At 34.3% G+C, this 21,036-nt stretch carries 13 protein-coding genes, 2 tRNA genes and 1 rRNA gene; 9 read left to right on the forward strand and 7 right to left on the reverse strand.

Annotated features, from left to right (window positions below; all coding sequences use genetic code 11):
• Positions 1-14: 14 nt before the first annotated feature.
• Positions 15-3,125 (reverse strand): SusC/RagA family TonB-linked outer membrane protein, encoded by a 3,111-nt coding sequence (locus HQN62_RS18370; protein WP_116797065.1) that lies wholly within the window; start codon positions 3,123-3,125, stop codon positions 15-17.
• A 357-nt stretch (positions 3,126-3,482) separates the two neighbouring features.
• On the opposite strand from HQN62_RS18370, the gene HQN62_RS18375 reads away from it, so the two are divergent.
• Positions 3,483-6,380 (forward strand): helix-turn-helix and ligand-binding sensor domain-containing protein, encoded by a 2,898-nt coding sequence (locus tag HQN62_RS18375; protein ID WP_254454458.1) that lies wholly within the window; start codon positions 3,483-3,485, stop codon positions 6,378-6,380.
• Positions 6,381-6,428: 48 nt separating this feature from the next.
• Here HQN62_RS18375 and HQN62_RS18380 read toward each other — a convergent pair whose 3' ends face one another.
• Positions 6,429-7,715: a UDP-N-acetylmuramoyl-tripeptide--D-alanyl-D-alanine ligase gene (locus HQN62_RS18380; protein ID WP_173505428.1), complete on the reverse strand. Its 1,287-nt coding sequence runs from the start codon at positions 7,713-7,715 to the stop codon at positions 6,429-6,431.
• Between the two features lie 65 nt (positions 7,716-7,780).
• On the reverse strand, positions 7,781-9,481 hold the full coding sequence (gene gldJ, locus HQN62_RS18385) for a gliding motility lipoprotein GldJ (RefSeq protein ID WP_116797062.1): 1,701 nt from the start codon (positions 9,479-9,481) through the stop codon (positions 7,781-7,783).
• Between the two features lie 216 nt (positions 9,482-9,697).
• Here gldJ and porU point away from each other — a divergent pair, with 216 nt between their 5' ends.
• The 5 genes from porU (at position 9,698) to HQN62_RS18410 (ending at position 18,119) form a co-directional block, all read left to right on the forward strand.
• A complete protein-coding gene (porU, locus tag HQN62_RS18390; RefSeq protein WP_173505429.1) occupies positions 9,698-13,525 on the forward strand; it encodes a type IX secretion system sortase PorU in 3,828 nt (1,275 codons plus the stop codon).
• Between the two features lie 42 nt (positions 13,526-13,567).
• Positions 13,568-14,731, forward strand: a complete 1,164-nt coding sequence (porV, locus tag HQN62_RS18395) for a type IX secretion system outer membrane channel protein PorV (protein ID WP_173505430.1) — start codon at positions 13,568-13,570, stop codon at positions 14,729-14,731.
• 118 nt (positions 14,732-14,849) lie between these two features.
• Positions 14,850-15,332, forward strand: coding sequence for a cytidine deaminase (cdd, locus tag HQN62_RS18400; protein ID WP_173505431.1), 483 nt, complete (start codon positions 14,850-14,852; stop codon positions 15,330-15,332).
• Between the two features lie 161 nt (positions 15,333-15,493).
• Positions 15,494-16,492, forward strand: coding sequence for a pyruvate dehydrogenase (acetyl-transferring) E1 component subunit alpha (gene pdhA, locus HQN62_RS18405; protein ID WP_111411594.1), 999 nt, complete (start codon positions 15,494-15,496; stop codon positions 16,490-16,492).
• Positions 16,493-16,499: 7 nt separating this feature from the next.
• The gene (locus HQN62_RS18410) at positions 16,500-18,119 is read left to right on the forward strand and encodes a pyruvate dehydrogenase complex dihydrolipoamide acetyltransferase (RefSeq protein WP_173505432.1); all 1,620 of its coding nucleotides are present in this window, start codon (positions 16,500-16,502) and stop codon (positions 18,117-18,119) included.
• 463 nt (positions 18,120-18,582) lie between these two features.
• Here HQN62_RS18410 and HQN62_RS18415 read toward each other — a convergent pair whose 3' ends face one another.
• Complete coding sequence (locus tag HQN62_RS18415; protein ID WP_173505433.1) at positions 18,583-18,987, reverse strand: T9SS type A sorting domain-containing protein; 405 nt, start codon at positions 18,985-18,987, stop codon at positions 18,583-18,585.
• Between the two features lie 242 nt (positions 18,988-19,229).
• On the opposite strand from HQN62_RS18415, the gene HQN62_RS18420 reads away from it, so the two are divergent.
• The 3 genes from HQN62_RS18420 (at position 19,230) to HQN62_RS18425 (ending at position 20,552) form a co-directional block, all read left to right on the forward strand.
• A complete protein-coding gene (locus tag HQN62_RS18420) occupies positions 19,230-19,577 on the forward strand; it encodes an ISAon1 family transposase N-terminal region protein (RefSeq protein ID WP_173505434.1) in 348 nt (115 codons plus the stop codon).
• Positions 19,578-19,722: 145 nt separating this feature from the next.
• Positions 19,723-19,935 (forward strand): hypothetical protein, encoded by a 213-nt coding sequence (locus tag HQN62_RS19185; protein ID WP_483299257.1) that lies wholly within the window; start codon positions 19,723-19,725, stop codon positions 19,933-19,935.
• Complete coding sequence (locus tag HQN62_RS18425; protein ID WP_483299258.1) at positions 19,932-20,552, forward strand: ISAon1 family transposase; 621 nt, start codon at positions 19,932-19,934, stop codon at positions 20,550-20,552. The genes HQN62_RS19185 and HQN62_RS18425 overlap by 4 nt, the downstream gene beginning before the upstream one ends.
• A 96-nt stretch (positions 20,553-20,648) precedes the next feature.
• Here HQN62_RS18425 and HQN62_RS18430 read toward each other — a convergent pair.
• The 3 genes from HQN62_RS18430 to rrf form a co-directional block, all read right to left on the reverse strand.
• A tRNA-Leu gene (locus tag HQN62_RS18430) sits at positions 20,649-20,734 on the reverse strand.
• A 7-nt stretch (positions 20,735-20,741) separates the two neighbouring features.
• Positions 20,742-20,814: transfer RNA gene (locus tag HQN62_RS18435), tRNA-Phe, on the reverse strand.
• A 61-nt stretch (positions 20,815-20,875) separates the two neighbouring features.
• Positions 20,876-20,985: ribosomal RNA gene (rrf, locus tag HQN62_RS18440) — 5S ribosomal RNA — on the reverse strand.
• Between the last annotated feature and the right edge of the window lie 51 nt (positions 20,986-21,036).

Genomic DNA, 21,036 nt, shown 5'->3' on the forward strand with positions numbered 1-21,036 from the left:
AATTCTTAGTTTTATTAAAATTGTAGATTAACTCCAAGCATGAATGTTCTTGCCTGTGGATAAACTCCTTTATCTATTCCAAATACACCGCCACCAATTTCAGGATCATACCCAGTATATTTAGTAAATGTGAACAAGTTCTCTCCCGTTAAGTAAAAACGTACTTTGCTTGCTCCTATCTGTGAAACTACATTCGTTGGTAATGTATAACCAAATTGAATTAATTTTAAACGTACATAATCTCCATCTTCCAAGTAGAAATTTGACATCTTACCAAAGTTACCATTAGTATCATTGTTAGTAAGTCTAGGATAATCGTTTGATGTTCCTTCTCCTGTCCAACGACTCATAGCCTCAGTTTGATAATTTGCATTTCCAACATCTAATCTGCGTAATCCCTGGAAAATTTGATTTCCTGCAGCTCCTTGTGCAAAAGCCATAAAATCAAAATTTTTGTAGTCTAAATTCAAGGTCAATCCAAATGTATATTTTGGAATATTACTGCCCAAGAACTGTTTGTCATCATCATTAATAGAACCATTACCATCTGTATCAACCCAACGGAAGTCACCAGGACGAGCATTTGGCTGAATTAAACCACCTGAAGTATTTGTATAGGCTGCAATTTCAGCATCATTTTGAAAAATTCCTGCCGTTTTAAAACCATAAAATGAGTTATAGGAATGGCCAACTTGAGTTCTAGTCACAGCTCCCATTGATTGGAAAGAAGCATCTCCAACAATATAATTTGTATCAGAAGCAACATAAGTTACTTCATTTTCTAAATACGCAAAGTTTGCATTAACCGAAAAGTTAAAGTCTCCAAATTGCTTTCTATATCCTAATTCAACCTCAAGACCTCTATTTTCCATATCGGCAACATTTCCAGTTGGATTATCTGTAACCCCAACATAACCTGGAATATTTATCGGACGTAGAATTCCGTTGGTTGTTTTATTGTACACATCAACCGTAAGGGTTAAATCATGGAAAAATCTTGATTCAAATCCAATATCAGCTTGAGATGTTTCTTCCCATCTTAAATCAGGATTGTCTAAGGTAAGGTTTGCATACCCTGTAGTTATTGCTCCAGTATTTCCAAAAGAATAATTGTAACCACCTTGTACCAAAGAAAGATATCTAAAGTCTGGTATAGCATCATTTCCAACCACACCATATCCACCTCTGATCTTCAAACTATTGATCACATCATTTTCATTCCAAAAGTCTTCTTTAGAAACTACCCATCCTAAATTGAACGATGGGAACACACCAAATTTATTATTTCCTCCAAAACGAGAAGATCCATCACGACGTATAATACCGGTAAATAGGTATTTTTCTTTAAAATCATAATTCACACGGGCAAATAAAGATGTTAATTTGTGCTCAGTCATATCATAAGTACTGCTGCTTCTGTCAGACTGTGGTATGTCAAAATTAAAAGAAGCATCTTGGTAACTTGTAATAGGCAAACCATACATTGTTGCCCCTGAACCTCCACCAATATTATCTACATAAGAACCTTGTCCTAACAATACCGTAAAGTTATGATCACCTATAGAATTTGTATAAGTCGCAATATTTTCATTATTCCATGCGAAACTGCTGTTTTCACTTTGACCATAACTATTTTTAAGTGTGTTCACAGTAGCACTCAAATAACTAACAGGCGTAAATCCTTGATTACCCCAATACGCAATTTTTCCTCCAAATGTAGTTCTGAATTTAAAGTGCTTTGAAATAGTTGCCTCCAAATAAGCATTACCAACCAAGTCATCAGACCAGTTAAATCCACCAAGTCTAGTTTTAGCATAAGCTAGAGGGTTCGTCATCTCTTGACCAACTAAACTTGAAATTCCGTAAGGATTTCCATTAGCATCACGAATAACCGGATTTGTACTGTAAGGTGATGAATTAGCTAAAACAGGATCTGTTTCAATAACTGGAGTAATTGGGTCCAAATTAATTGCAGAACTCAACGGCCCTCCAAATTCACTATTAGTATTACCAATACCAACTGATTTTTGTCTTGTGAAACCTAATGTCTGTCCAAAAGTGAAAACTTTAGATATGTGGTGAGTAGAGTTCAAACGGAAATTCTTTTTATCATAGTTCGAAATCTCTGACAAAACAATCCCTTCTTGATTTTGAAGCCCAAAAGAAGTATAAAAATTAGAAGCATCATTTCCTCCACTAATACTCAATTCATGAGAATAACGGAATGCACCCGTATTAAAAATCTCTTTTTGCCAATCGGTTCCTTTACCTAAAGCAGAAAGATTAGAAAACAGTACAGGTCCGCCTGCAGCTGTTGATTTCTCATTTAATAAAGTAGCATACTGCGTTGCATTCAATAAATCCAAAGTCTTTTCAGGAGAAGAAACTCCAGCAAATCCATTATAGTTTACCGTAATTTTTCCCGATTTTCCTTTTTTAGTTGTCACTAAAATTACACCTGTTGCGGCACGAGTTCCATAAATTGCTGCAGAAGCAGCATCTTTAAGAACCTCCATAGATTCTATATCGGATTGATTAAGAAAACCAATACCTCCAGCATCTACCACAACACCATCTACAACCCAAAGCGGATTATTTCCACCGTCACCAAAAGTAGTTATACCTCTAATACGGATTGTTGATGCTGAACCTGGCTGTCCAGAACTGGCAGCAATCGTAACTCCAGAAACTCTACCTTGTAGCACTTGCTCAATACGACCGTTAGGAACTTTTTCGATATCTTTTGCTCTCACACTAGAAATCGCACCGGTTACCACACTTTTCTTTTGGGTACCATACCCCACAACAACAACTTCATTCAAGTCTTGTGTAGAAGAATACATTTTAACCTGTAATTGTGTTCGCCCACTAATAGATTCCTGAACCGTTTTATAGCCTATAAAACTAATAGTCAAAATTCCATCTTTAGGGGCTTTAATTTGAAACCTACCATCAAAGTCTGTCGCTACTGATGTTGTTGTTCCACTTAAAACAATGGTTGCCCCTGGAATCGGCAAGCCCTTTTCATCAATCACTTTTCCATTAATGGACGCTTCCTGAGCATGCCCATAAACTGAGAATAAGATTAACGAAATACAAAAAATAAATGTTTTTAATAATTTCATTTTTCTGATTATTTTGGTTAATTAATTAGTTATTTACTGCAATACTAAGGCTAAAATTTTTACATTGACAATTAACAACTACTACAAAAACACATCAATAACGTTGTAGCAATATTACAAAAACACATCAAAAAAAATTTAAATATATGATTATGAATAATTTAAAAACAAAAAATCATTACTTAAAAAAATATTAATTTAAAAAAACCACTACAATTGTGATAAATTAAATACTTTAGCCTAAAATCCATTAAATACTACTGAAATCCAGTTCAAAAAGGTTCTCAACAGTTAGCTTAAAGCATATCTAGAAATCAATTATACATACCTATAAAACTATACACTAACATTCAATCAATGAAGCACAATAAACACCAACTCATGAAATTAAAGAGCTTTCTTTTACTGTTTGTTTTGATTAATCTGCCCTACATTTCTTTGGGACAAGTAAAAAAAATTGGATTGCCCCATATCAAGAATTTCAGCAGAACAGAATACAAAGGCGGAACCCAAAATTGGAATATCGAACAAGACATGAATGGTAATCTATATTTTGCAAATAATAATGGTCTCCTGCAATTTGACGGTTCCGCATGGACAAAGTACCCTATGCCAAATGTTACATTTGTTAGGTGTCTTAAAATTGATGCTTCAGGCAGAATTTTCGTGGGAGGTTATGATGAATTTGGCTATTTCAAACCTAATACAAAAGGGAGGCTAGAATACTTTTCTGTTTCCAAACTCATAAAGAAGGATAATCCCAAAATAATTGATAACATTTGGAAAATTCATTTTTTTAAAGGCGCTGTTTTTTTTCAGTCTTTCAAAACCACATATATCTTTAAGAATAATAAAGTAAAAATATTAGAAGCGCCGAACAAATTCCAATTTTCATTTCAAGTTAACGATCAGCTTTATTTTCAAGATCTTTCAATGGGCCTAATGAAGTATAGTAATGGCCAACTTATTCCTTTAAAAGGCACAACCTTTTTGAATAACACAGAAATCTGGGGAATGTTTGCGATGCCAAATAATAAAATATTAATTGCAACTTTGGACAAAGGGCTTTATTTGTATGATAATGAAAGAATGATTCCATGGGAAACCGAAGCCAACCAATTTGTTAAAAAAAATAGTTGTTTGGGAGGATCGATCATTCAAAATGACTACATAGTTCTTAATTCTATTTTGAATGGTATTATTATCTGTGACAGCAATGGAAGAATAGTTCAACAAATCAACCATAAAAAAGGAATACAAAACAACACTGTACTTACATCCTTTGTTGACAGTAAAAGCAATCTTTGGTTAGGTCTTGACAATGGAATCACTTTTATTAATGAAAATTCCCCCTTTACCTATTTTGGTTCCAGTTTTGATTTAAGTACGGTTTATGCATCTGTTGTTCATAAAGGGAATTTATATGTAGCCACGAATCAAGGTTTATTTTACCATTCCTGGGATCATACCTTTAAAGAAGATACTTTTAAACTTGTGGAAGGAACAACTGGCCAGGCATGGAACATTCAAGTTGTAGATGGAGAGCTATTGTGTGCACATAACAGGGGTGCTTTATTAATTGATGGAGGAAAATCAATTAAAACTTTAGACAATGTAGGATATTGGATATTCAAGCAAATACCGAATCATCCGAATTATTTAATTGGTTCCAACTACAATGGTTTTTCAATATTTGAAAAAAAAGTAAATGGTTGGCAGTTTAGAAATAAAGTTGGAGGACTTATTAAATCTATTGGGGAATTTGAACTGGACGATAAATCCATTTGGATAAAAAAAGACAATTTAATTCAACAAATGACATTAACCAAAGATCTAAAACAATTTAAGACCATTAAAACATATCAAAATCTAACAAATACAGCCAAAGGGATTGGAAGTATTCAACAGTTAAAAAACAAAATTTATTTTCAGACTAACAATAAATTTTTCAAATATTCCTATGAACAGGGACTATTTTTTGAAGATGAAATGATAACCCGCTTGTTTAAAAACATCCCAAAAGTCAGTACTTTAAAAGAGGACAGTCAAGGAAATATTTGGTATGTCTACAATGAATCCTTAGGAGTGTTAATGAAAAACAAAGACGGTAGTTATAAAAATAGTGCTGCCCCATTCTCTAACTTAACGGGGAATCTAGTCTATAACTATTTATCTATAAACGCTATTAATTCCGAAAACATTTTAATTGGTCTAACTGAAGGCCTTGCTCATTACGATTCCAAACTATTGAATAATTTTGCAAATAAACCAAAAGCTTTCATAAGAACGTTTACGTTCCCAGGGAATACTTTTATACTTGGAAATGGACAAAAAATAATCGAAAACTATGAAATACCGTATTCGTCAAATCAAGTAAAATTTACATTTTCCTCTCCTATCTATGAAAACCTTGAAAATGTCGAATTTTCCTATCAATTAGTGGGCTTTGATGAAAATTGGAGCCCTTGGTCAAATAGTTGGACAAAAGAATACACGAATCTAAAAGAAGGCAATTACATAATGAAAGTAAAAGTCAGAAACAGTTACGGAATCCAATCTGATGAAACCTCAATTGCTTTCAGAGTATATCCTCCTTGGTACAGACATTCATTGGCCTATTTATTTTACCTGTTATTAGCTGCCGGTTGTGTTTACTACATCCGCCTAAGAATCAGAATAAAAATCAGAAAAAACAAACATTTTGAAACACTGGAGCAACGAAGATTGTATTTAGAAAAAGAAACAAAAATCAAGCAAGAGCAATATGAGCTTGAAAAAGAGATTGAAAAATTAGAAAATGAAAAATTGCAGATAAAAATCCTTTCCAAGGACAAGGAACTTGTAAACAACACGCTGCAGGTTGTTAAGAAAAACAAAATATTAAACGGAATAATTCATAAATTAAAAGACATCAACACGAGCTCCTTTGATGAAGCAACTAAAGCTCAATTCACAAAATTAAACAGAAGTATCACCAAAGAAGTGAATACAGACAAAAGCTGGAAGGACCTTGAAAAACACCTCAAAAATGTACATTTTGATTTCCTGAAAAAACTAAAAGAAAAGCATCCTTCAATTTCACCAAGAGAAATGGATTTAGCCACTTATTTATTAATGAATATGTCCACCAAAGAAATTGCTGAGTTCATGAATATATCAACTGGTGGTGTAGAATTGGCGAGATATCGCCTGAGAAAAAAATTAGATCTAAATCAAAAAGAAAATTTAATTGGTTACTTGATGAGTATCAAATAAAAAAAGCTCCTTCAAATAATCCTGAAGGAGCTTTTTAAATAATAAAAACTATTTTATAAATTCTAAGGTTCGTTCCAAAGCCATTCCTCTGGAGCCTTTAATGAGTATCATGTTATTTTCAAACTTTTTGTTTTTAATGGAATCCGAAAAAGTATCAAAGTTTTCAAAGAAAAAGAAGTTTGATTGATTTGTTTGATTCTGATAAAAATCTTTACCAATAAAATAACATTCAATATCATTTTGATTCATCAATAAATCAACAACATCCTTATGTTCCAATAAACTGTCATCTCCTAATTCAAACATATCACCCAAGAAAACAATTTTATTTTCTTTGTTCAAAAGGACGAAATTCTCAATAGCAACCTTCATACTACTAGGATTCGCATTATAAGCATCCAAAATAATTTCATTTGTTCCTTTAGTCATTAATTGCGACCTATTATTTTCAGGAATATAACTTTCCAGTGCTTGTTTAATATCACTTTCTTCAACACCAAAATAAGTCCCTATAGCAATTGCCGCATTAATATTGTTTGCATTATACAAACCAATTAAATGAGTCGAAATGGTGTTTTGAGAATAAGACACAGAAACAAACGGGTTGGCCTCTATGCGACTTATATTAACATTAGCAAAATCTTTACCTATCCCAAAAGAATATGATTGTATAGTTTTCGTCTTTTCAACTTGAATAGGATCTTCAAGGTTAACAAATGCTAATTTGTTATTGTTTGAAAGATAGTGATACATTTCGCTTTTACCTTTAATGACACCTTCTACTCCACCAAAACCTTCAAGGTGCGCTTTCCCAAAATTGGTGATGTATCCGTAATCAGGCTGTGCAATATCACATAGAAATTCTATCTCTTTTTGGTGATTTGCCCCCATTTCAACAATCCCTATTTCGGTTTCTTCATTAAATGACAATAGCGTTAAGGGCACTCCAATATGATTATTTAAATTCCCAATAGTGGCTTTGGTTCTAAATTTTTTCGAAAGTACCACATTAATCAATTCCTTTGTAGTTGTCTTACCATTACTTCCTGTAAGTGCAATTATCGGTAATTTCAAATAGTTCCTATGAAATTTGGCTAATTCCTGCAAAGCCACTAAACTATTTTCAACCAAAACAGTTCTGTCGTCAATGTAATACTCTTTACTATCAATTACCACATAGGAGGCTCCTTTATCTAGCGCTTCCCTTGCAAAAGTATTGGCATCAAAATTATCTCCTTTTATGGCTACAAAAAATGAATTAGATCCAATTTTTCGTGTATCAATTGAAATTGAATTGCATTTCAAAAACAAACTATGAATGTATTTAATATCCATATAAATATAGTTTAAAAAATAAAAGCCCTAATGAAAGGGCTTTTATTGTAATGTATATAAAAAAATTAATTTCTAGGTGATTTTTTTGTGTTTGATTTAGAACCTACTCTAGACATAGCACATCTGAAACCGATGTAATCTGTTGCCATATCTTGAGGGAAGAATCTTCTTTGTGCAGGATCCAACCAATAAGCTCTGTCTCTCCAAGATCCTCCTTTGTACACACGAACTGCATCATTTATCAAAGTAGTTCTTTTACTAGACTTGTCATATTTTCTTTCCATGTTTCCTAAACTGTCAATTTTAACATTGTGTTTAGGAGCATTGTACATGATTTCTTTATCTGAAGTTTTCCCTTTATCAGCGTCAGCACCACCAAACTTATAATATTTACTAGATTGTTTATCACCATCTCTGTAATTAATATTATCGCTTGTACTAAAATTTTGTCTCAAATAAGTTTCATTTTCGTCTACCGGAACTTGAGCAATTTCACCAGCTAAGTATTTAGGTACTAATTTACCGTTACTTAATGTGTCAAAAACAACATTTTTATTAGTGATGATTTCAATTTTACCGTCTTTACCAATTTTATTTTTGGTATAAACGTTACCTCTGAAATAGTTAAAATCATTTGTCTCAACATCAACAATAGGTCTGTAAACATCCGCAACCCATTCAGCCACGTTACCTGCCATATCATATAGTCCAAAATCATTTGCAGGATAACTTTTCACTGCATTTGTAATATCAGCTCCGTCATCAGACCAACCTGCGATTCCGCCATAATCTCCATTACCTTGTTTGAAGTTAGCCAATTGGAATCCTTTATTAGATCTTTTTCCAGAACGAGTGTAGCTTCCAGACCAAGGATATTTCTTTTGTCCTTTATAGATATTGTATTCTCTTTGACCTACGTCAGCTGCTGCAGCATATTCCCACTCCGATTCAGTTGGTAGTCTATATTCAGGTAATAAAATCCCTGATGATCTTTGAGCATATACATTTTTCTCTTCAACTACATTACCATTTTTGTCTGGTCTTGGAGCTTTTTTAGACGCTCCTTTTCCTTTCAAAAGAATTTCTTCATTTCCTCCGTAAGTCATTGTAGGTGCAGCCAAATACGTTTCAGAATTAAAATTACTTTCAGCAGAAACATCTAATGTTTTAGCGTTTTTCTTCAAATATCCATTTTTCTCCAAAACAGCTTCGTTTACACGATCCGTTCTCCATTTACTAAATTCAACAGCCTGAACCCAATTTACCCCTACAACAGGATAGTTGGCATAAGCAGGATGTCTTAAATAGTTATTGGTCATTGTTTCATTGTAACCCAATCTGTTTCTCCAAACAAGAGTATCAGGCGAAGCTCCTTCGTAAATGTTTTTATAATTTTCTTCTGTTGGAGGGTAAACCTTTTTCAACCATTCAAGGTATTCAAGGTACATTAAGTTGGTAACTTCCGTTTCGTCCATATAGAAAGACATAACGTGTTGTTGATTTGGAACATTATTCCAATCATGCATTACATCGTCTTGAACTAATCCTCTTGTAAAAGTTCCTCCTTCTACAAATACCAATCCTGGTCCCGTTTCCTGTGTTTTATGTCCAGCTCCTTTTGTAAAACCGCCTTTAGAACTGCTTACATTCCAACCTGTACCTCTTGAGGCACTCTCGGATTTAGATTTTTTGCTACAACTAGCTAGTCCTAATATTAATGCCAGGGACAGCATTATCTTTAAGGGGATAGTTTTATTTACTTTCATAGTTTCTAGTAGGTGATTATTAAAATTTAGGTTGCGCAATGTAATAATTAAACATTAAATCACAAAACCCTTTTTCAACTTTAATTTGTAATGTTTTAACAGCTGTAATAAAAACGCAAAAATATATTTTTTATTACACAAAACAACGAAAAGAACATTTAATATTTTTTATTTACTTTTAGCAATTATTCACAATACACTTCGCCATCAATTCCAATGAAAAAACTCGTATTTTGTTTTATTCTTTTACTGCCAATAATAACTTTTGCTCAAATAAAAGGAGACATAAATATTGATTGGATAGAAAACAATACTACAACCCCCTATAACAAGTTTCAAACGCCTAGTTTCAAAGGGAACAGTTATTTTTACGACGGGTACAATCAATCCATTTATTACAATTTAAATCTAAAAACTGGTACTGATTTGGACGAAAAAAGTATTCAGATTTCTAATATAGTTTATGAATCCATAGCGACATCAGCTCTTGGAAACTTGAATACCTTTATTATTCCTTCCACGATAAAAACTACACTGTATACATCAAAATCAAGAAATATTATTCAAAATTTCCTCAGAATATCACCAATAATAAAAGAGGGTTCTGGCTACAAAAGAATTAAAACCTTTTCATATACCATAAATAACGGTTCGTCGAGAAAAACTAGTTCGATTAAAAACAAAACGACTATTACAAATTCGGTTTTGGCTTCAGGGAATTGGTATCGTTTTTATGTTGAAAAATCAGGCGTTTACAAAATATCCTTAAAATTTTTACAGGATTTAGGATTGAATTTAAATGGAATTGACCCGAAAAGAATTAAGATATATGGAAATGGCGGAAAAATGCTGCCTTTAGCAAATGACACTTACTACCCGACAGATTTAACAGAAAATGCAATCCAAATTCAAGGAGAAAGCGATGGTGTATTCAATAATGATGATTACATATTGTTTTATGGCGAGGGAATTTATAATTGGAATGACGAAAGTCAAACCAATTTGAATTTATACGATTCGAAATCCTATTATTACATCACCGTAGAAGGAGATAATGGAAAGAGAATATTAAATATGGTACAGCCTACGACTTCAAGTACTTTAAATATTTCAACATATGACGATTATCAATTTCATGAAGTTGACTTAACAAATATTGCTCAAGTCGGACGACAATGGGTTGGCGAATCATTTGAAATTAATCAGGAACAAGAATTTACATTTGATTTTCCAAATATCGACTCATCAATCCCCGTAAAAATAAATGCGGTATTAGCGTCAGCAGCCTACACTCCTACTTCGTTTAAAGTTACAGCCAATAGTCTTGATGTTGGTAATGTAAAATTCTCTGCATTAAATACCAATTCAGATATACAATATTTTAATGGAGCACTTCCAAACAACACTACTTTTCCAGCCAGCACTAATATAAAAATCAAATTATCCTATAACAACAATGGAGTACCTGGATCTAAAGGCTTCCTAGACTACATTCAGTTAAAATCAAAAAGTAAATTACAGGGATTCGGAAAACAATTCCCTTTTCAATACGACTTAGCCAGCTCAAATCTTGGAGTTATATCATATGCTTTTTCAAATGCCACTGCTATTTCTCAAATTTGGGATATAACCGACATATATAATATCTCTAAAATAGAAAACAGCAACCAAAGTGCCTTTTCATTCAAAGCAAATTTAGGAGAACTTAGAAAATATATTGCTGTTGATTCAAATGATTACTATACCCCATCAAAAGAAAGCAAATCAAAAATAACCAATTCAAATATAAAAGGAACGCTTTTTAAAAACACCCAAGGTCAATTTCAAGATATTGATTACGTAATTGTTACACCCGAAATTTTAAGACCCCAAGCGGAGAAGCTTGCCAATTTCCATCGAATAAATTCTAATTTAAATGCAAAAGTTATTACTCTTGAATCAATATATCAAGAGTTTTCCTCAGGGAAACAAGACATAGCCGCGATAAGAAACTGCATTAAATACATTTACAATAACGCTTCATCTGTAGATAAAAGAGTACGATATGTAAATCTCTTCGGAGATGCTTCATTTGACTATAAAAAAAGGATAACAAACAACACCAATATTGTACCTATATATGAGTCTTTAACCAGTAATACTATAGGTGAAGCATCATTTGCTTCAGATGACTTTTTTTGTCTAATGGATGATTCCGAAGGAAATATTACTACATATTATGGAGGAGTAGACATCGCTGTTGGCAGAATGCTGGTCAGCACGACCACACAGGCAGACGAAATGGTCAATAAAGTCATCGAATATTATGACAAAAAAGCCTATGGAAGCTGGAGAAATAACTATGTCACACTTTCCGATGATTCAGATAAATCTACTGACGCTTCTCTGCAATCAAGACAAAACACTCTTGCTGATGAAATTACCGTCCAAAAGCCATTTCTGAATGTTTCGAAAATATTTTTGGACTCTTACACACAAGAAGCTTCTGCTGGAGGAGAAAGGTATCCCAAGGCAAAATCTGAATTTTACAACGAATTTGAAAAAGGAGCATTGGTCTTTAATTATTTGGGACACGGTGGAGAAGATGGCTTGGCGAGTGAAAGACTTTGGGACAAAGCAGATAGCCAAAGTTTAAGCAATCAGTATAAATACCCATTATTTATTACAATTACTTGCGAGTTTTCTCGTTTTGACAATCCCACAAGACCTACCGCTGGAGAATACATTTATTGGAATTCAAAAGGCGGGGCTATTTCTTTGGTGTCTACAATTCGTTCAATTGGACAATTTAGCGCTGAAAATTTCAATGATGTATTTGCAAAAAACCTTTTATCCTATGATTCCAACCAATACGTTTCTATAGCAGAAGCCTTAAGGCTTTCCAAAAATGAAAATCCAAATACTGCAACAAACGTAGTCCTTTATCTTGGCGATCCAGCAATATTCTTAGCTATTCCCAAGCCAAAAGTTGTATTAACCAAAGTGAATGATGTGCCCGTAAATCAAACCCTCCCAGATTTTAAATCATTAGCCAAAATGAAAATATCTGGAGAAATAACCGATGAGAACAATATTCCTTTAACCAACTATAATGGTGTTTTATCAACTATTTTATTTGATAAAAAAATAACGAAGAGCACTTTAAATAACGACGGCTATAGTCCAGTGATGAATTTCACGACTTTAGGCGAGGCTATTTTTAGAGGAAATGCATCCGTTACGAATGGTCAATTTGAATATAGTTTTATAGTACCAAAAGACATTCGTATTCCATTGGATACAGGAAAGCTAAGTTTTTATGCCCAAAAGAATGAATTGCTTGAAGATGTCACTGGTTACGACACCTCAATTAAGGTCGGTGGTGTAAATGAAAATGCAGTTGCAGACAATAATAGTCCAAAAGTGAAGTTATATATGAATGATGAGACTTTTGTGTCTGGTAGTATTACCAATGATTCTCCCACATTTATTGCTTATATGGAAGATGAAAGTGGAATCAATACAGCCGGCGGAATCGGTCATGACATTGTAGCTGTTTTAGATGGTGATGTGAGCAATCCATTTATTTTGAATGATTATTATCAGACTGAACTCGATAATTTCACAAAAGGGAATTTACATTTTCCCTTCCGAAATTTAAAAGCCGGTTTACACACCATTACTTTTACAGTTTGGGATGTTTATAATAATGCTACAACATCCGAAATGCAATTTTTAGTAATTGGAGACGAATCCATTACACTTACTAATGTATTGAACTATCCTAATCCATGTGTGAATTACACTGAGTTTTGGTTTACTCATAATAAACCAAACGAACCTTTGGAGGTACAAGTTCAAGTGCTAACAATAACCGGAAAAGTAGTTTGGACAAAAAACCAAACCATCACAACTCCAGGTTTTTTATCACGTGAAATAACATGGGATACTCGAGATGATTTTGGAAATAAAATTGGTAAAGGGGTTTATGTTTACAAATTAACGGTAAAGGCAACCCTCTCTAATAAGAAGATTGAAAAGTTTGAAAAACTTGTGATTCTTTAATAATATAGTATATTTACCTCAAATTAATTTTTATTTTAAATAATGAAAAGAGCTACTTTACTGATTATATTTTTATATAATTTTAATTTTGTTCATGCACAGGAAAGCGTAATTACAACTGCTGTTCCTTTCCTTTTAGTAGCTGCAGATGCTAGAGCTGCGGGTATGGGCGATAATGGCGTTGCATCATCAACAGACTCATTTTCGCAACAATGGAATCCTTCAAAATACGCCTTTGCCGAAGACAAACAAGGTTTTTCATTAAGCTACACACCCTATTTAACGGATTTAGTAAATGACATATCATTAGCTCAAATAACTTACTATAATAAATTTAGCGAAAGAAGTGCTTTTGCTGGTAGTTTTCGTTATTTTGGTTTAGGCGACATTGAATTAAGAACTGATTTCGACAGCCAAGTTGTACTAGTCTCTCCAAATGAATTTGCTTTTGATGTATCTTACTCCCAAAAATTAAGTGAAAAATTTTCAATGGCTGTAGCGGGTCGCTACATAAATTCAAACCTAAAAGTAGCTACTGATAATAATGACGCAACCTCTTCAAGTAGTTTTGCAGTGGATGTAGCCGGTTTTTTTCAGTCAGAGGAGATTGCGTATAGCGATTTTAACGGCAGATGGAGAGCGGGATTTAATTTTCAGAACATGGGTCCAAAAATGAGCTATGATAATGATGATATAAATGCTAATTTTCTACCTGCCAATATGAAACTTGGAGGTGGATTTGATTTTATTTTAGACGAATACAATAAAGTAGCCGTGAATTTGGAAGTTAGCAAGTTATTAGTACCAACCCCACAAAACCCAGATTTAAACGGTGATGGAAACGTTACTTCAGAAGAATCACAACAAAACAGAGATGATTACCAATCTATTGGATGGTTTGCTGGAATGTTTCAATCATTTACTGATGCACCAGGTGGATTTAGTGAAGAATTAAAAGAGGTAACCTACTCTTTAGGATCAGAATATGTATATCAAGATTCATTTTCATTTCGTGCAGGATATTTTTATGAAAGCCCTGATAAAGGCGCTAGAGAGTTTTTCTCGCTTGGTGCTGGTTTTAAATATAGCTCTGTCAAAATTGATGTTTCCTACTTATTCTCAGCTTCAAAAGTACAAAACCCCTTGGAAAACACATTGCGTTTCTCTTTGACATTCAATTTTGGAGAGAAATATGAAAGTTTTTAATCTCCATTTTACTTTTATACAAAACAAAAATCCAAACTTCAATATTTTGAAATTGGATTTTTTTGTTTTTAATATAACTACATCTTCAAAATACTTAATTTAAAAATAGCTTTAACTAATGAAAGAAATAATAATCACTTCGAAAATTAATGTTTTTGAAACCATTCAAGAATTACCTTTAGTTGAACAGAATTTAATGTTAAAAGCTATTGAAGTTAGAAAAAATGCTTATGCTCCTTATTCAAAATTCAGGGTTGGAGCAGCTATACTTTTAGACAATGGTGAGATTATTGTTGGTTCTAACCAAGAAAATGCCGCATATCCTTCGGGACTTTGCGCAGAACGAGTAGCTATTTTTCATGCAGGAGCTATTTATCCTAAAGTAACCATTTTGAAAATGGCAATTACTGCAGCCTCTGACAACAATAAAACAGAGACTCCAGTTCCACCATGTGGAGCTTGCCGTCAATCCATCGCTGAATATGAAATTCGACAAGACATCCCTATCGAAATCTATTATATGGGAGAAACAGGGGCAATTCATCAATCAGCATCCCTAAAAAACCTACTCCCTTTTATGTTTGAAAAAAAATTACTTTAAAAAAAACCAAAATTTAGCTTTTAAATTTTAGTTCTTAGTAGGAATGTCTTATTTTTGCATCCCGATCCCTTCGGGGCGCAAATTTGTGGTGAGGAAACTATTTTGCGTTACTAGGTCATAATTGATAATACAATAACACTTAAGCAAAAGAATTATTTCAGATGAAAGAAGTTACAAAAGAAGTTTATTTAAAGTGGTATGAAGACATGTTACTTTGGAGAAAGTTTGAAGACAAACTTGCGGCATTATACATTCAACAAAAAGTTAGAGGTTTTCTACACTTATATAATGGTCAAGAGGCTGTATTAGCAGGAGCTTTACACGCTATGGATTTGACAAAAGATAAAATGATCACTGCCTATAGAAATCATGTTCAGCCAATTGGTATGGGCGTAGACCCTAGACGTGTAATGGCTGAACTTTTAGGAAAAGCTACTGGAACATCCAAAGGAATGGGCGGATCAATGCATATTTTCTCAAAAGAACACCGTTTTTATGGAGGACATGGAATTGTAGGTGGCCAAATTCCATTGGGAGCTGGTCTCGCATTTGGAGACAAATACAATGGAACCGGTGGAGTTACAATGACTTATTTTGGAGATGGAGCTGCACGTCAAGGTTCATTACATGAAGCCTTCAATATGGCAATGTTGTGGAAACTACCTGTAGTTTTTATAGTTGAAAACAATGGTTATGCTATGGGAACTTCAGTAGAAAGAACAGCTAATCATACTGATATCTGGAAACTAGGTCTAGGATACGAAATGCCATGTGGACCAGTTGACGGAATGAATCCAGTGAAAGTTGCCGAAGCAATGACCGAAGCAATTGACAGAGCTAGACGTGGCGACGGACCTACTTTCCTTGAAATGAAAACATACCGCTACAGAGGACACTCAATGTCAGATGCACAATTATACCGTTCAAAAGAAGAGGTTGAAGAGTATAAAAAGATAGATCCAATCACTCAAGTTTTGGATGTGATTTTAGATCAAAAATACGCTACACAAGAAGAAATCGAAGTAATTGATCAAAGAGTAAAAGATCTTGTTGAAGAATGTGTTCAATTTGCTGAGGAATCTCCTTATCCAGAAATCCAACAATTATACGACGTAGTGTACGACCAAGAAAACTATCCATTCACACCTCATAAATTATAAATCAATTATGGCAACAATTGTAACAATGCCTCGCTTGAGCGATACTATGACAGAAGGAACGGTAGCGGCTTGGCTTAAAAAAGTAGGAGACAAAGTAAGCGAAGGTGATATCCTTGCAGAAATTGAAACCGACAAAGCAACAATGGAATTTGAATCCTTCAACGAAGGAACACTATTATATATTGGAATCCCAGAAGGAGAAACTGCTCCGGTAGATTCTTTATTGGCAATCATCGGAAATGAAGGAGAAGATGTTTCAGCTTTAATTTCTGGAGGAACTACTGCACCAGCTGCGGCAGAATCAGCACCAATTGCAACTGAAACAAAAACTACCGAAGCTCCAGCAGCAGATTTACCGAAAGGAGTAATCGTAGTAACGATGCCTCGTTTGAGTGATACGATGACTGAAGGTACTGTAGCTACTTGGTTGAAAAAAGTAGGTGATAAAGTTGTTGAAGGCGATATCCTTGCTGAAATCGAAACAGATAAAGCAACAATGGAATTCGAATCCTTCAATGAAGGAACTTTATTATTCATCGGAATCCAAGAAGGAAACACAGCTCCAGTAGACAGTCTTTTAGCAATCATCGGACCTGCAGGAACAGATATTAGCGGAATCGCAGAAAATTATAAAGCAGGCGGAGCTGCACCAGCAGCTACAGCAGCAAAAGAAGAAGCTAAAGTTACTTCATCTGAATCTACTGAAGTAATCGAAACAATAAGCGACGGAAAAAGAATTTTGGCATCACCATTAGCTAAAAAAATAGCAAGTGATAAAGGAATTCAATTAACACAAGTAAAAGGAACAGGTGAAAACGGTCGTATCGTAAAAAGCGATATCGAAAACTTCACTCCTCCAGCTGCTGCTGCACCAAGTGCAACAACTTCAAAAACCTCAGAAGCTGTAAAAACTGAGTCACCTAAAGTATTTGTACCTGCAGGCGAAGTTTTCACAGAAGAAATCAAAAATTCGCAAATGCGTAAAATCATTGCGAAACGTTTAGCTGAATCATTATTTACGGCACCTCATTACAACCTTGTAATTGAAGTAACAATGGACGAAGCAATGCAATCGAGAGCAGTTATCAATAGCGTTCCGGATACCAAAGTATCTTTCAACGATATGGTAATCAAAGCTTGTGCATTGGCTTTGAAAAAACACCCAAAAATAAATTCTCAATGGAAAGAAGACGCCATCATCATCAATCACCATGTAAATGTAGGTGTAGCTGTAGCTGTTGAAGATGGATTGGTAGTTCCTGTACTAAGATTTACTGATGCAATGAGTTTATCACAAATTGGCACAAGCGTTAGAGATCTTGCTGGTAGAGCCAAAAACAAAAAATTATTACCAACTGAAATGGAAGGAAGTACTTTTACAGTATCTAACCTTGGAATGTTTGGTATTACTGAATTTAATTCTATCATCAATCAACCAAACTCTGCTATTTTATCAGTAGGGGCTATTGTAGAAAAACCAGTAGTTAAAAACGGTCAGATTGTAGTAGGAAACACAATGATGCTTTCATTGGCTTGCGACCACCGTACAATTGACGGGGCAACCGGAGCACAGTTTTTACAAACATTAAAACAATACATCGAAAATCCAGTAACTATGCTTGCATAAACACTTGATTCAATATTTAAAAATCCCGTCCGGTTTAAAACTAGACGGGCTTTTTTTTGCAAAAGAAATCTCCATTACGTCCTTTCACATTTTAAAAATTAAGACGATAAAAGCCAAAAATAAGAATTGGTACAAGAATTCATTTCTTTATTAACTTATCTTAAAAAGGCCAAAAACTAAATTATTCTCCATATTAAGATTACATTCTCCTCTCCATAATGGCATGTCCCTACGGGTCGGGCTGTCCATTGTATTCCCGATTAACAAAAACTACGGCAGAAAAGCCTTGTTTTTCTAAATCAGGAGATGCCATTCCCATCCCTCATGCAATCACGTTTCCATAACCGTATTTAGTATTTAATGATTAAATTTAGTATTGTCCTATAAACAAAAAAAAAGCCCCAAAGAGGAGCTGTTTTTATAATTTCGAAGTAAGCACTTTTTTTTAAAATAACCGAATTAATTAATTCACCGTGGCCACATTTTGGTTCTTCATTTTCAGATCCCCTTTGTACACCTCGGCCACTGATTTTCTCGATAGTGTAGAAACCTCATTGGTAATCACAATCTCGTGCGTCACTTTCTTAAGATCGGTTTCCACTTCCAGGAAATAAACCCCGTCAGGAAACTCCTCAAGGCTGTAGGTTTTCAAAATCCCCCCTTTTCCCGTGGCAGTCTCAGAATAGATTACATTATGAGATTTATCGTAGATTGTTACATTGGCTTTCTGAATCTCATTTACCGAAAAACTAATTTCTTTACCGGTTCCTTTTTTTACGTTAAGTAAAAAATCACCGTCGATTGCATAGCTACTCATCGTAGTCATCGCTACCAATACCACCAGACTAAGTTTTAAAATCGTTTTCATAATACTGTCGTTTTAAATTAGTAATAATTTCTATTGCTAAAGTAGTATCATAATTCTGTTTAAAACACAACTGCATTTTCCGATACAAATGCTATTTTAACATTACGAAAACGATATATTACATATTAAGACAATTTAGTATCTATCTAGGGTAATTTTGAATAGTTTCTAAAGGATCAAGAACAAAATCTGGGGAGGAAATGTCAAAATAAAATAAGAGCTTTGTAATCTAAGAATTAGAGATGACTCCTATAGACCTTTTAAAATTTATGCTACCTGATTTTTTAGTAGATCACTTTGAAGTGATTTCCGCTACTAACACAGAAGAAATAGTACACTTGTATTTTAAGGAGAAAATTAAGCCTCCACAAGAGTTTAATGCATTTGAACTGGTATCAAAAGGCTTTCAGGAGGAGATTACTATTCAGGACTTTCCTCTGCGGGGTAAGTATGTGTATCTGCACATCAAGAGACGTCGCTGGACCAATAAAACCACAGGAGAACTTATTAAAAGAGATTGGCAGTTAGCAGCCAAGGGAACCCGCATGACTCAAGAGTTTGCGGCTTTTTTAAAAGAAATTAATAGATAGCAGCGCTACTGATTGCCATACCATTGGAGGCTTCTTCGGTGTCAATGGCAAAAAACTTCAAAGACAATATAAAAAGCACCTGAGTGCCTTTAACACCTGGGCTCCACGCGAACATGCACACCAATGGATTGTTTACCCTGAAAACATGGGTACACATTTGTCAATTGATGAAGTAGCTTTATCTCAGGGAGAACTCTATACTATTGTGACCAACAAGAAATTCAAAGGCAAAAAGGGAGCTTTTGTGGCTATTGTTGCGGGAACTAAGGCGGATCAGGTCATAGAACACATCTGTAAAATTGATTATAAAAGTAGATGCTCTGTCAAAGAAATAACTCTTGACATGCCAACTCTATGAAACTAATCTCAAAAAAATGCTTCCCGAAAGCCATACAGGTCACCGATAGATTCCATGTTCAAAAATTAGCCTTGGAAGCATTACAGGAAATCAGAATCAAGCATCGATGGGAAGCTATGGATATGGAAAATCAATTCATAATACAGGCAAAATCAGAAAATAAGAAATACATCCCACAGCTTTTACCCAACGGAGATTCTGTAAAACAGTTATTGGCCAGAAGCAGATATTTACTTTATAAATCTCGTGAAAAATGGACCCAAAGCCAAAAAGAAAGGGCACAAATGACATTTGAATTATACCCCGATATAAAGACAGCCTATAATCTAAATCAGCAACTTCGAGGGATTTACAATAAAAATAATGACAAGCATATTGCCATGACCAAACTAGCTCATTGGTATAGAAATGTAGAAGAATCAGGCTTTAAAAACTTTAATATCCTGCTTAATACCATAACTTTTAATTACAAATCAATCTTAAACTATTTTGATAACAGAAGTACGAATGCTTCTGCCGAATCTTTCAATGCAAAAATAAAAGCTTTTAGAAGTCAATTTAGAGGAGTGAGAAATATAGATTTTTTCTTGTTCAGATTATCTAATCTTTTTGCATAATCCCCAACTTTTGCACCTGATCCGTTTTATCTATTTCAAAACGTTATAGGCTAAAATAAAAAAACTCCATTTGCAAAAGCAAATGAAGTTTTCTAGTACTCAGAGCGGGACTTGAACCCGCACGAACATTGCTGTTCACTGGATTTTAAGTCCAGCGTGTCTACCAATTTCACCATCCAAGCATTAAAGTGGTACCTCCAGGGATCGAACCAGGGACACATGGATTTTCAGTCCATTGCTCTACCATCTGAGCTAAGGTACCTAATCTTCAATTAGATTTTGGTATAAAAAACCCCGTTTCTTTCGAAACAGGGTTTTGTAAAAAAAGGCAGCGACATACTCTCCCACATAACTGCAGTACCATCTGCGCAGGCGGGCTTAACTACTCTGTTCGGGATGGGAAGAGGTGAGCCCCGCCGCAATAACCACCTTAAGTCGTTAGTTGCTTTGGACAACTTTTTTAATTAATAATTAGCTTCGCTCC

The organism is Flavobacterium sp. M31R6 (assembly GCF_013284035.1).
GTDB lineage: Bacteria > Bacteroidota > Bacteroidia > Flavobacteriales > Flavobacteriaceae > Flavobacterium.

Coding starts and splice junctions, on each gene's coding strand:
- porU (WP_173505429.1), top strand. CDS start 9,698: ATGAAAAAACTCGTATTTTGTTTTATTCTTTTACTGCCAATAATAACT.
- HQN62_RS18370 (WP_116797065.1), bottom strand. CDS start 3,125: ATGAAATTATTAAAAACATTTATTTTTTGTATTTCGTTAATCTTATTC.
- HQN62_RS18410 (WP_173505432.1), top strand. CDS start 16,500: ATGGCAACAATTGTAACAATGCCTCGCTTGAGCGATACTATGACAGAA.
- HQN62_RS18380 (WP_173505428.1), bottom strand. CDS start 7,715: ATGGATATTAAATACATTCATAGTTTGTTTTTGAAATGCAATTCAATT.
- HQN62_RS19185 (WP_483299257.1), top strand. CDS start 19,723: ATGGGTACACATTTGTCAATTGATGAAGTAGCTTTATCTCAGGGAGAA.
- gldJ (WP_116797062.1), bottom strand. CDS start 9,481: ATGAAAGTAAATAAAACTATCCCCTTAAAGATAATGCTGTCCCTGGCA.
- HQN62_RS18420 (WP_173505434.1), top strand. CDS start 19,230: ATGACTCCTATAGACCTTTTAAAATTTATGCTACCTGATTTTTTAGTA.
- cdd (WP_173505431.1), top strand. CDS start 14,850: ATGAAAGAAATAATAATCACTTCGAAAATTAATGTTTTTGAAACCATT.
- HQN62_RS18415 (WP_173505433.1), bottom strand. CDS start 18,987: ATGAAAACGATTTTAAAACTTAGTCTGGTGGTATTGGTAGCGATGACT.
- HQN62_RS18375 (WP_254454458.1), top strand. CDS start 3,483: ATGAAGCACAATAAACACCAACTCATGAAATTAAAGAGCTTTCTTTTA.
- porV (WP_173505430.1), top strand. CDS start 13,568: ATGAAAAGAGCTACTTTACTGATTATATTTTTATATAATTTTAATTTT.
- pdhA (WP_111411594.1), top strand. CDS start 15,494: ATGAAAGAAGTTACAAAAGAAGTTTATTTAAAGTGGTATGAAGACATG.
- HQN62_RS18425 (WP_483299258.1), top strand. CDS start 19,932: ATGAAACTAATCTCAAAAAAATGCTTCCCGAAAGCCATACAGGTCACC.